The organism is bacterium (genome assembly GCA_035308905.1).
Taxonomy (GTDB): Bacteria; Sysuimicrobiota; Sysuimicrobiia; order Sysuimicrobiales; family Segetimicrobiaceae; genus DASSJF01.
The window spans coordinates 16,025-27,461 of record DATGFS010000007.1; the positions used below are offsets into that span (position 1 = coordinate 16,025).

An 11,437-nucleotide genomic window follows, 5' to 3' on the forward strand; every position below is an offset into this window, starting at 1 on the left:
GTCTCAGGTGGCACGCACCCGCGCGAAAGTCTCCATCGTCGGCGCCGGCAACGTCGGACATTCCGCCGCCCAGTGGATCGTCTCCCGGCGGCTGGCCGACGTGGTGCTCGTCGACGTGATCGAGGGCATGCCCCAGGGCAAGGCCCTCGATCTCAACGAGGCCGGTCCGATCGAGGGCTTCGACCTGCGCGTCATCGGGACCAACCGGTACGACGAGACCGAGGGCTCCGACGTCGTGGTCATCGTCGCCGGCGTGGCGCGGAAGCCCGGCATGAGCCGCGAAGATCTTCTCAACGTGAACGCCGGGATCGTCCGCAACGTGACCCAGGAAGTCACGAAGCGGTCGCCGGGCGCCTGCCTCATCGTCGTGACGAACCCGCTGGACGCGATGGTCTATCTCGCCTACAAGGTCAGCGGGTTTGCCCCGGAGCGCGTGATGGGGCAGAGCGGCGCGCTCGACGGCACTCGGTTCCGGACGTTCATCGCCGAGGCCGCCGGCGTTTCCGTGCTGGACGTCTCGGCGATGGTCGTCGGGGCCCACAGCGATACGCACATGGTCCCGCTGGCGAGCCAGGCCACGATCGGCGGGCTGCCGCTCGCCAAATGGCTGCCGGCCGACCGGATCGCGGCGCTCGTGGAGCGTACGCGCAAGGGCGGCGCCGAGATCGTCAATTTGTTGAAGACCGGCAGCGCATTTTTCGCGCCCGGCGCGGCGATCACGCAGATGATCGAGGCGATCCTGCTCGACCGCAAGCGCGTGCTGCCGGTCTCCGCGTATCTCACGGGGCAGTACGGCGTGCGCGACCTCTACGTCGGCACGCCGGTCGTGCTCGGGGCCGCGGGCATCGAGCGTATCCTCGAAGCGCCGCTGTCGGGCGACGAGCGCACGGCCTTCGACGCCGCGGTGGCGAGCATCCGCGAAAACGTCGCGCTGCTCAAGCTGTAGCGCGCAGTCGGCGGCCTCCGGCATGAAACTGCACGAGTACCAGGCCAAAGAGGTCTTCGCCCGCTACGGCCTGCCCGTTCAGACCGGCACCGTGATCGACCGCCCCGACGCCGTGCGCGGTCTGTCGATCCAATATCCCGTGGTCGTGAAGGCGCAGGTGCTGGTCGGCGGCCGCGGCAAAGCGGGCGGCGTCAAGCTGGCCAAGACCCCGGCCGAGGCGGAGGCGCACGCGCGGGCCATCCTCGGGATGGACATCAAGGGCGAGCGCGTCGGGCGCGTCCTCGTCGTCCCCGCCGCGGATATCGAGGCGGAGTACTATCTCGCGTTCGTCACTGACCGCGCGGCCCGCCGGGTCGCCGGCATCGCATCGGCGGCCGGCGGCGTCGAGATCGAGACCGTCGCCCGGGAATCGCCGGAGAAGATCGCGCGGCTCGACGTCGATCCGTGTCTCGGCGTGCCGTCCTTCGTCGCGCGCGGCCTCGGCCGGCGCCTGGGCTTCAGCGGGACGCTGCTCGAGGAGTTCACCCGCATCGCCGCGATTCTCTACCGGCTGTACTGGGACGAGGACGCCGACCTCGCGGAGATCAATCCGCTCGCCCGCGTCGGCGGCCACCTCCTCTGCGTGGACGCTAAGCTCGTGCTCGACGACAACGCGGCCTACCGGCACCGCGATCTTCCGCCGTCCGAGGAGATGACGCCCCTCGAGCGCGAGGCGCGCGAGCACGGCCTGGCCTACGTCGAGCTCGAGGGCGACATCGCGGTGATCGGCAACGGCGCGGGGCTCGTCATGAGCACGCTCGACCTCCTCGCGCACTTCGGCGGCCGGGCGGCCAACTTTCTCGACGTCGGCGGCGGCGCGAGCGAAGAGGGCATGCAGACGGCGATCGAGCTCGTCCAGCGCAAGCCCGGCGTGCGCGCGCTGTTCATCAACATCTTCGGCGGGATCACCCGCTGCGACGACATCGCGCGCGGCATCGTGAAGCGCCCGCCGCGCGTGCCGGCGAGCATCCGGCTGACCGGGACGAACGAGGTGGAGGCGCGCGAGATTCTGAAAACGGCCGGCATCACGGCCGGCATCGACCCGGAGGAGGGCGCCCGCGCCGCGGTGGCGCTCGCGAAAGGCGCCGGCGGTGCGTCCGGCTCGGCCGCCAAGGGAGGGCCGCGCTGATGGCGGTCCTCGTCGGCCGGCAGACCCGGCTGCTCGTCCAGGGGATCACCGGCTACCAGGGGGCGTTCCACGCCAAGCAGAGCCTCGACGCCGGCACGGCCGTCGTCGCCGGCGTCACGCCCGGCAAGGGCGGGACGCGGGTCCACGACGTTCCGGTGTTCGATACGGTGGAAGAGGCGGCGCGCGAGACCGGCGCCAACGCCTGCGTGATCTTCGTGCCTGCGCGGTTCGCGCGCGAGGCGGCCCTGGAGGCAATCGCGGCGCATCTCGACCCGGTCGTCATGATCACAGAAGGCATGCCGGTGCACGATGCCATCGAAGCCGTCGCCTACGCCCGCCGGCAGGGCGTGCGCCTGCTCGGGCCCAACGGGCCCGGCGTCACGACCGCCGGCCAGTGCCGCGTCGGCATCATGCCGTGGCATCTGTTTACGCCGGGACCGGTCGGCGTCGTTTCGCGCAGCGGCACGTTGACCTACGAGGTCGTGGCCGGGCTGACCCGCGCCGGGCTCGGACAGTCCACGGCCGTCGGGCTCGGCGGCGATCCGGTCGTGGGCACGTCGTTCGTCGAGGCGCTGGAGTGGTTCGGCGCCGACCCCGACACCAAGGCCGTCGTCCTGATCGGAGAGATCGGCGGCAGCGCCGAGGAGGACGCGGCGCGCTACATCGCGCGGTCGCTCAAGAAGCCGGTGGTCTCGTACATCGCCGGCCGCACCGCCCCGCCCGGGAAACGCATGGGACACGCGGGCGCCGTGATCTCCGGCACGGAGGGGACCGCGGAGCACAAGGTCGCGGCGCTCGAAGCCGCGGGTGTCGCCGTGGCGCCGCTCGTGAGCCAGGTTCCCGCGCTGGTGCGCACCCGGCTCTAGCCCGCCCCGCGGGGCCGCGGGCGCCGGTCCTGGTATAATAGAGGGTAGATGGCATTTCTAATCCGCTGGCTGATCAACGCCGTGGCGCTGTATCTGACGACGCTGGTCGTGCCCGGCGTCCGGGTCACCAGCTTCGGCGGGGCCGTGCTGGCGGCGCTGGTGCTCGGCGTCGTCAACGCGGTGCTGCGGCCGGTGATCCTGCTGTTGACCCTGCCGCTCAACATCCTGACGCTCGGCCTGTTCACGTTCGTCGTCAACGCCTTCATGCTCTACCTCGTCGCGGTCGCGACCCACCAGCTCGTGCTGCAGAGCGCGCTCGCGGCGTTTGTCGGCGCCATCGTCCTGAGCGTCATCAGCTTCGTCCTGTCCCACCTGGTGGCGGACGCGTGAAGTCGCTGCAGGCCGCGCCCGGTCCCAGGCCGCCGGCGACGGACGACATCGAGTTCCTGATCGTCACCGGTCTGAGCGGCGCCGGCAAGTCCCAGGCCACGCACGCGCTCGAGGACCTCGGCTTTTTCTGCGTCGACAACCTGCCCCCGGCGCTCGTGACGAAATTCGCGGAAATCGTCCGCGAGTCGCAGGGGCGCATCCGGCGGGTCGCGCTCGTGATGGACGTCCGGGGCGGCGAGTTCTTCAACTCGCTCGACGCGGCGCTCCAGGCGCTCGCCGGCATGGGCATCCGGGCGCAGATCCTGTTCCTCGACGCCTCCGACGAGGTGCTGGTGCGGCGGTTCGAGGAGACGCGGCGCAAGCATCCGCTCGGCGGCAGCGTCCTCGACGGGATCCGCAGCGAGCGGCGCCGCCTGCAGCCGCTGAAGGAACGAGCGCACAAGGTGATCGATACGAGTGCGCTCACGGCGCGCGAGCTGCGCGAGGAACTGGCGGAAGCGTTCGTGCGGACCAACGCCCAGCGGACCCTGACCGTCGGCGTCACGTCGTTCGGGTACAAGTACGGCATCCCGATCGACGCCGATCTGGTCTTCGACGTGCGCTTCCTGCCGAACCCGCACTACGTCGAGACGCTGCGCGCGCTGCCCGGCAGCAGCCCTGAGGTGCGGGAGTACGTGCTGCGCTCCGACGACACGCGCGAGTTCCAGCGGCGCCTCCACGACATGCTCGGCTACCTCCTGCCGCGGTACACGGCCGAGGGCAAGTCGCACCTGACGATCGCGATCGGGTGCACGGGCGGAAAACATCGGTCGGTCGTCATCAGCGAGGACCTGGCGCGGTTCATCCGCACGCTCGGCTACACGGTGCGCCTGAAGCACCGCGACGTGCGGAAAGAATGAGTCCCGACTCCGCGGGACGGCCCGGCCCCGACTCCGCGGGGCGGCCCGGCCCCGACTCCGCGGGGCGGCCCGGCCTCAACGGGGAGGGAACCCCGGCGGAGCGCCTCCCGCGGGGCCGTCCCTCGCAGGCGGGAAGCGAGGCGGCCGCGCGCGTGCGCAGCGCGGTCCGCCACTGGATCCGCTGGCTCGAGCCCGGCCTCGGCGTCAAGCGCTGGATTCTCTTGATCGCCGTCGGCGTGCTGCTGGTCAGCACCGGCGTGGCGCTGATCGTCGACGTCAAGCTGCTCGGCGTCCTGGAGCTGGCCATCATCCGCGCGGTCGACGTCGCGTACGCCGTGACCGGACACGTGCTGTCGCCGGTGATGGGGGGTTTCGCGCTGCTCCTGGCCGGCCTGGCCATGATCGCGTACGGGCTGCAGGCCACGATCCGCTCGATCGTGGATGTCTTCCTGCCGCGGGGAGATCCGCGCCTCGTCGAGCTGCTCGTCCAACAGCGCGCGCTGCAGCGGGGGCCCAAGATCGTGGCGCTCGGCGGCGGGACCGGTCTCGGCACGCTGCTGCGCGGTCTCAAAAGAGTCTCGACGAACATCACGGCGGTGGTGACCGTCTTCGACGACGGCGGCTCCTCCGGCCGGCTGCGCCGCGAGCAGGGCATCCTGCCGCCCGGCGACATCCGGAACTGCCTCGTGGCCCTGGCCGAGGCGGAGCCGCTGATGACGCAGCTCTTCGAGTACCGCTTCAAGGGCGGCGATCTCGACGGCCACAGCTTCGGCAACCTGTTCATCGCCAGCATGTCGCAGGTGGCCGGCGACCTCGAGACCGCGGTCAAAGAGAGCGGCAAGGTGCTGGCCATCCGCGGGCGGGTGCTGCCGACGACGCTTCACGACGTCACGCTCTGCGCCGAGTTCGAAGACGGGAGCATCGTCGAAGGGGAGTCGGCGATCACGAAGGCCGGGCGGACGGTCCGCCGGGTCTACCTCAAGCCGGCGTCGGTGCCGCCGCTCGCGGATGTGCTCGAGGCGATCGCCGACGCCGACATGATCGTGATCGGGCCCGGCAGCCTCTACACGAGCCTGCTGCCCAACCTCCTCGTGGAAGGCGTGGTCCAGGCGATCCGGCGCTCGCCGGCGCTCAAGGTGTACGTCTGCAACGTGATGACGCAGCATGGAGAGACCCGCGGCTTCAAAGCCTCCGAGCACGTCCGCGTGCTGCTGGACGAGGGAGGCCGGGGCCTCTTCGACCACGTCGTCGTCAACACGCGGCGGCCGCGCAGTCCCGAGCTGCTCGCGCGGTACGCGCAGGAACAGGCCGAGCCGGTGGAGGCCGACGCCGCGGCGGTCGAAGCGCTCGGCTGCCGCTGCGTGGCGGAAGACCTGCTGGCCGAGGACGGGCTGGTCCGGCACGACGCGCGCAAGGTCACCGCGGTGCTGCTGCGCCTGTTGTCCACCGTGTCGCCCGAGCTGCGCCGCACGGTCGCGTCGCTGTAAATTCCGGAGACGGCATTGCAGGGTTGACACGCTTCCACGCCGGATACTACCATCAGCCACGTGCCGCACGGTGTGCACCATTCTGACGGCCGCGCCACGCGTCCACTGCCGCACTGGGGCTCTAAGGGGGGACGACGATGCTGCTCGACTGGGGCTACGTCGCCATCTTCGCGCTGGTCGGTGCGGGGATGGTCTCGCTCCCTCTCCTGATCATCTGGCTGATCTCACCGCGCAGCGACTATCCGCAGAAGTTCGAGACCTATGAGTCCGGCGTGCCGACGATCGGGCAGGCCTGGTCGCAGTTTCACGTGCGGTACTACCTGTTCTCGCTCGTCTTCGTCGTCTTCGACGTCGAGATCATCTACCTGTATCCGTGGGCCGTCGTGGCGCGCAGCCTCGGCGCCGCCGCGTTTTGGGAGATGCTGGTGTTCCTCGTGATCCTGGTGCTCGGGCTCGCCTACGCGTGGCGCCGCGGCGCCCTGGAGTGGACGTAGGAGCCGCCGGGCCGATGGGCTGGATCTGGGACGTCCTCCGCGCAATCGTCGGCACGATCATCATCTTCTCCGCGGTCGCGTTCATCGCGGTGATGTTCGGCGTGCTGCTCGAGCGCAAGATCAGCGCGTGGATGCAGAGCCGCCTCGGGCCCAAACACGTCGGCCCGCAGGGCCTGCTCCAGACGGTGGCCGACACGATCAAACTCCTCCAGAAGGAGAACATCGTCCCGAGCCGCGCCGACCGGCTGATCTTCGCCAGCGCCGTCATCGTCGTGCCGCTCGCGGCACTCCTGGACTACGTGGTCATCCCGTTCGGCACGACGCGCTCCGGCCCGCTGATCTTCCGCGACCTCAACATCGGCGTGCTGTACTTCGCGGCCACTTCGTCCCTCGTCGTGGTCGGCATCCTCATGGCGGGGTGGGGATCCAACAACAAATACGCGCTGCTCGGGGGGATGCGTTCCGCGGCGCAGATGGTCACATACGAGATCCCGATCGGGCTGGCGCTCGTCACGGTTGCGCTGATGGCGGGGTCGCTGTCCACCGTGACGATCGTCAACGGGCAGGCGCGGCTGTGGTACATCGTGACGCAGCCGGTGGCGTTTCTGATCTTCCTCGTCGCGGCGACGGCCGAGGTCAACCGGGTGCCGTTCGACCTGGTCGAGGCGGAGAGCGAACTGGTCGCCGGCTACTTCTCCGAATACAGCGGCATGCGCTTCGCGCTCTTCCAGCTGGGGGAATACGGCGAGATGTTTGCGATGGCGGCGATGGCCGTGACGCTGTTCCTCGGCGGCTGGCGCGGGCCGGTGCTGCCGCCGGTGCTGTGGTTCGTGATCAAGCTGTACGCGCTGATCTTCGTCTTCATGTGGGTGCGGTGGACGTACCCGCGCTTCCGGATCGATCAGATGCTCAACTTCTCGTGGAAGATCCTGATCCCGGTGTCCGTCCTGAACCTCGTCGTGACGGCGTTCTTCGCGGTGGTAGTCCACCGGTGAGCGGCGAGGCGATCGCCTTCTACGTGCTCGCGGCCGTCACGCTCGGTTCAGGCCTGGTCGTCGTCACGAGCAAGAACATGGTCCACAGCGCGGCGGCGCTCGTGCCGGCGTTCCTCGGCGCCACGGGCCTGTACATTCTATTGAACGCGGAGTTCGTGGCCGGCATCCAGGTGCTGATCTACGCCGGCGCCATCACCGTGCTGATTCTGTTCGCGATCATGCTGACCGAAGGCGGCACCGGCCTCGGCAGCCGCCAGCGCAACGAGCAGGCGGTCGTGGGCACGGCGGTCGCGGCGGCCATGGCCGCGCTGCTCATCGTCGTCGCCACCCGCACCGGGTGGACCGCGGGCAGCGGCACGCTGCCGCCGTACACGCCGGGGGCGATCGGCCAGAGCTTCCTTCGTCAGAACATCCTGGTGTTCGAAGGCACCTCGGTCGTGCTGCTGATCTCCCTCATGGGCGCGATCCTGATCGCGCGGCGGGAAGACTGACGATGCCGGGTCTGACCCATTACCTCGTGGTGAGCGCGCTCCTGTTCGCGCTGGGGATCTTCGCGGTCGTGACGCGCCGGAACGCCGTCGCCATCCTGATGGGCGTCGAGTTGATGCTCAACGCCGCCAACATCAACCTGGTCGCGTTCAACAAGTACGTCGCGCCGGGCGCGATGCAGGGACAGATCTTCGCGCTCATCGTGATCACCCTCGCCGCGTGCGAGGCCGCGGTGGGGCTCGCGCTCGTGCTGGCCGCCTACCGGACCCTCGAGACGGTGTACCTCGACGAGATCAATGTGATGAAGTGGTGAGCGCGCGGTGACGCAGATCGCGTGGATCATCCCGCTGCTGCCGCTGGCGGCGTTCGCGCTCATCACGGCGGCGGGCCCGCGCCTGCCGGGCCGCGGCGCCTACGTGTCGATCGCCGGCATCGTGCTCGCCGGGCTGGGCGGTCTCGTCGTGCTGGGCGAGGTGATCGGCGGCGCCCGCGCCGACGTCACCTACACCTGGGCGGTGCTCGGGACCAAACCGATCACCGTCGGGTTCGTCGTCGATCCGCTGAGCGCGATCATGCTCGCGATGGTCGGCGTCGTCGCCTCCCTGATCACGATCTACTCCGTCGGCTACATGGCCGGCGACCCGCGCTACCCGCGGTTCTTCGCCTACCTGTCGCTGTTCCAGTTCTCGATGCTGTTCCTGGTCCTCGCCGACAACTTCCTGTTCATCTACGCGGGGTGGGAGCTCGTCGGTCTCTGCTCGTACCTGCTGATCGGCTTCTGGTTCGAGCGGCCGGCCGCGGCGCGCGCCGCGCTCAAGGCGTTCATTACGACGCGCGTCGGCGACTTTTCGATGATGATCGGCATCCTGATCATCTTCCTGTACACGGGCTCGCTGCGGTTCGACGAGGCCTTCCGGAGCATCCAGGGGGGTGCGCTCGCCGGGCCGCTCCTGACCGCCGCCGCGGTGCTCGTCTTCGGCGGGGCGGTCGGCAAGTCGGCGCAGGTGCCGCTGCACGTCTGGCTGCCCGACGCGATGGAGGGCCCCACGCCGGTCAGCGCGCTGATCCACGCCGCGACGATGGTCGCCGCCGGCGTGTACCTCGTGGCCCGCACGTACCCGCTCTTCCTCCTGTCGCCGAACCACGCCGCGCTCACGGTCGTCGCCTACATCGGCGGCATCACCGCGCTCATCGCCGCGACGATGGGGGTGGTGGAGGACGACATCAAGCGGGTGCTGGCGTACTCGACGATCAGCCAGCTGGGCTACATGATGCTCGGCCTCGGCGTCCTCGGCTACACCGCGGGGATGTTCCACCTGATCACGCACGCGTTCTTCAAGGCGCTCCTGTTCCTCGGCGCCGGCAGCGTGATCCACGGCGTCGCGACCAACAACATCAAGCAGATGGGCGGGCTGGCCCAAGCGATGCCGTGGACGGCCTGGACCTTCATCGCGGCGACGCTCGCCCTCACCGGGATCCCGCCGTTCGCGGGGTTCTTCAGCAAGGACCAGGTGCTTGCCGCGGCGTTCGCGCACGACCGCGCCCTGTGGGCGCTCGGCGCCGCCGGCGCGTTCCTCACGTCCCTCTACATGGGGCGGCTCATCTGGTACACGTTCGCTGGGACGTACCGCGGCGGCGATCCGCAGGCGCCGGCCCACGGCTCGGCCGGGCACGGCGGGCCGCACGAGAGCCCCGCGGTGATGGTGGTGCCGCTCGTGATCCTCGCGATCTTCACGGTGTTTCTCGGCTGGGTGGGCGCGGAGTCGCTCGGCAACCCGTTCGAGAGGTTCATCCACTTCCCGGGCGTGGAGCCGGTCCCGCCGAGCTTCGGCCTGCTTCTCCTCTCGATCGCGATCGCCGTCGCCGGCTGGGCCGCCGCGGCCGTCATCTACGTCTGGCGGATCGTGCCGTCGGAGTCGCTGCGGCAGGCGATGCCCTGGGCGTACACCCTCCTCGTGCGACGCTACTTCGTCGACGACATCTACGCCTGGGTGTTCCTCGGGCTGGGCGGCTTCGTGATGCGGCTCGCCGGACTGTTCGACCGGTACGTCATCGACGGGCTCGTCAACCTGACCGGCTGGCTGGCGCGCCATGTCGGGCTCGGCCTGCGGTACATCCAGACCGGCCGTGAGGAGACGTACCTGCTGCTCGTGTTCCTCGGCGTCGTCGTCATCGTCGTCGTGAGGCTGGTCTGGTGAGCGGTCTGCTGAGCCTCGTCCTCTGGATCCCGCTGGCGGGGGCGGCCGTGCTGCTGGCGCTGCCCCGCGGGCAGGTCCGCACGATCCGGGTCGTGGCGCTCGTCACGACGGTCGCCGATTTTCTCGCGTCCGTGTGGGCGGCCGGCGCCTTCGACTGGCCTCACGCGGGCACGCTGCAGCTCACGGAGCAGGTCGGCTGGATCCCGTCGCTGGGCGCGACCTACCATCTCGCGGTCGACGGCCTGAGCCTTCCGCTCGTCGTGCTGACGACGCTGCTCACGGTGCTCTGCGTGATCTACTCGTGGCGCGTAGACCTCCGGCCGAAAGAGTACATGATTCTGTTCCTGCTGCTCGAGACCGGCATGCTCGGCGTCTTCCTGGCGCTCGATTTCTTCCTGTTCTACGTGTTCTGGGAGGTCAGCCTCATTCCGATGTACTTCATCATCGGCATCTGGGGCGGACCCCGGCGGGCCTACGCGGCGATCAAGTTCTTCCTGTACACGCTGGTCGGCTCGCTCGCGATGCTGCTGGGAATCCTGATCGTGTACTTCCACTCCTCGCCGCGCACGTTCGACATGGTGGCGCTGTTCCAGCAAAAGCCGCTGGCCGGGGACCTGCACCTGGCGACCCTGGCGTTCTGGGGCTTCTTCCTCGGCTTCGCGATCAAGGTGCCGATGTTCCCCTTCCACACCTGGCTCCCGGACGCGCACGTCGAGGCGCCGACAGCCGGCAGCGTCCTCCTGGCCGCGATTCTCCTGAAGCTCGGGACCTACGGGTTCGTCCGCATCGTGCTGCCGCTGCTGCCCGCCGCGTTCCACGCGCTGGCCGGCCTGGTCGCCGTGCTCGCGGTGATCGCGGCGGTGTACGGCGCGCTCGTCGCGATGGCGCAGACGGACCTCAAGAAGCTCGTCGCATACTCGAGCGTGAACCACATGGGCTACGTGATGCTCGGCGTCGCCGCCGCGGCGGCGGCGGAGGGGCAGCCGGCCCTGCGAAACGCCGCGGCCATCGCCCTGAACGGCGCGACGATGCAGATGCTGGCCCACGGCGTGGTCACGGGCGCGCTCTTCTTCCTCGTCGGCGTGATCTACGATTACCGGGCGCACACCCGCGGCGTGAACGACTTCGGCGGCCTGTGGGCGCGGCTGCCGGTCTACACGGGCCTGACGATGCTGGCGATGCTGGCGTCGCTCGGCCTGCCCGGCCTGATCGGGTTCGTGGCGGAGTTTCCGATCTTTCTCGGCGCCTACCAGATCTATCCGGCGCTGACGGTCGTCGCGCTGACCGGCGTCGTGATCACGGTGGCGTTCTTCCTCTGGACGATCTACCGGATCTTCTGGGGCCCGCTCAACAGCCGCTGGGCCGGCCTGCCCGATCTCGACGGCCGCGAGGCCTGGACGCTCGCGCCGCTCGCCGCGCTCATGATCGCGGTCGGCGTCTACCCAGCGCCGGTCATGAACGCGATCAACGCGGCGATGCTCGGGATTCTCAACCTGGTCCGATGA

At 69.5% G+C, this 11,437-nt stretch carries 12 protein-coding genes; all 12 read left to right on the plus strand.

Features of this window, described 5'->3' with window-relative positions; genetic code table 11:
- Window positions 1-7 precede the first annotated feature (7 nt).
- The 12 genes from mdh (at window position 8) to VKT83_02210 (ending at window position 11,437) form a co-directional block, all read left to right on the plus strand.
- The gene (mdh, locus tag VKT83_02155; GenBank protein ID HLY21246.1) at window positions 8-946 is read left to right on the plus strand and encodes a malate dehydrogenase; all 939 of its coding nucleotides are present in this window, start codon (window positions 8-10) and stop codon (window positions 944-946) included.
- 22 nt (window positions 947-968) lie between these two features.
- A complete protein-coding gene (gene sucC / locus VKT83_02160) occupies window positions 969-2,114 on the plus strand; it encodes an ADP-forming succinate--CoA ligase subunit beta (GenBank protein HLY21247.1) in 1,146 nt (381 codons plus the stop codon).
- Window positions 2,114-2,980, plus strand: coding sequence for a succinate--CoA ligase subunit alpha (sucD, locus tag VKT83_02165; GenBank protein ID HLY21248.1), 867 nt, complete (start codon window positions 2,114-2,116; stop codon window positions 2,978-2,980). Before sucC ends, sucD begins: the two co-directional genes overlap by 1 nt.
- A gap of 48 nt (window positions 2,981-3,028) precedes the next feature.
- Window positions 3,029-3,370, plus strand: coding sequence for a phage holin family protein (locus tag VKT83_02170; GenBank protein ID HLY21249.1), 342 nt, complete (start codon window positions 3,029-3,031; stop codon window positions 3,368-3,370).
- Window positions 3,367-4,269, plus strand: a complete 903-nt coding sequence (gene rapZ / locus VKT83_02175; GenBank protein HLY21250.1) for an RNase adapter RapZ — start codon at window positions 3,367-3,369, stop codon at window positions 4,267-4,269. Before VKT83_02170 ends, rapZ begins: the two co-directional genes overlap by 4 nt.
- A complete protein-coding gene (locus VKT83_02180; protein ID HLY21251.1) occupies window positions 4,266-5,756 on the plus strand; it encodes a gluconeogenesis factor YvcK family protein in 1,491 nt (496 codons plus the stop codon). Before rapZ ends, VKT83_02180 begins: the two co-directional genes overlap by 4 nt.
- Window positions 5,757-5,944: 188 nt before the next feature.
- Window positions 5,945-6,250: an NADH-quinone oxidoreductase subunit A gene (locus tag VKT83_02185; protein HLY21252.1), complete on the plus strand. Its 306-nt coding sequence runs from the start codon at window positions 5,945-5,947 to the stop codon at window positions 6,248-6,250.
- Between the two features lie 14 nt (window positions 6,251-6,264).
- Window positions 6,265-7,245 (plus strand): NADH-quinone oxidoreductase subunit NuoH, encoded by a 981-nt coding sequence (nuoH, locus tag VKT83_02190; GenBank protein HLY21253.1) that lies wholly within the window; start codon window positions 6,265-6,267, stop codon window positions 7,243-7,245.
- Window positions 7,242-7,736 (plus strand): NADH-quinone oxidoreductase subunit J, encoded by a 495-nt coding sequence (locus VKT83_02195; protein ID HLY21254.1) that lies wholly within the window; start codon window positions 7,242-7,244, stop codon window positions 7,734-7,736. Before nuoH ends, VKT83_02195 begins: the two co-directional genes overlap by 4 nt.
- 2 nt (window positions 7,737-7,738) lie before the next feature.
- Window positions 7,739-8,047, plus strand: a complete 309-nt coding sequence (gene nuoK / locus VKT83_02200) for an NADH-quinone oxidoreductase subunit NuoK (GenBank protein ID HLY21255.1) — start codon at window positions 7,739-7,741, stop codon at window positions 8,045-8,047.
- A gap of 7 nt (window positions 8,048-8,054) precedes the next feature.
- Window positions 8,055-9,932, plus strand: a complete 1,878-nt coding sequence (nuoL, locus tag VKT83_02205) for an NADH-quinone oxidoreductase subunit L (GenBank protein HLY21256.1) — start codon at window positions 8,055-8,057, stop codon at window positions 9,930-9,932.
- Complete coding sequence (locus VKT83_02210; protein HLY21257.1) at window positions 9,929-11,437, plus strand: NADH-quinone oxidoreductase subunit M; 1,509 nt, start codon at window positions 9,929-9,931, stop codon at window positions 11,435-11,437. Before nuoL ends, VKT83_02210 begins: the two co-directional genes overlap by 4 nt.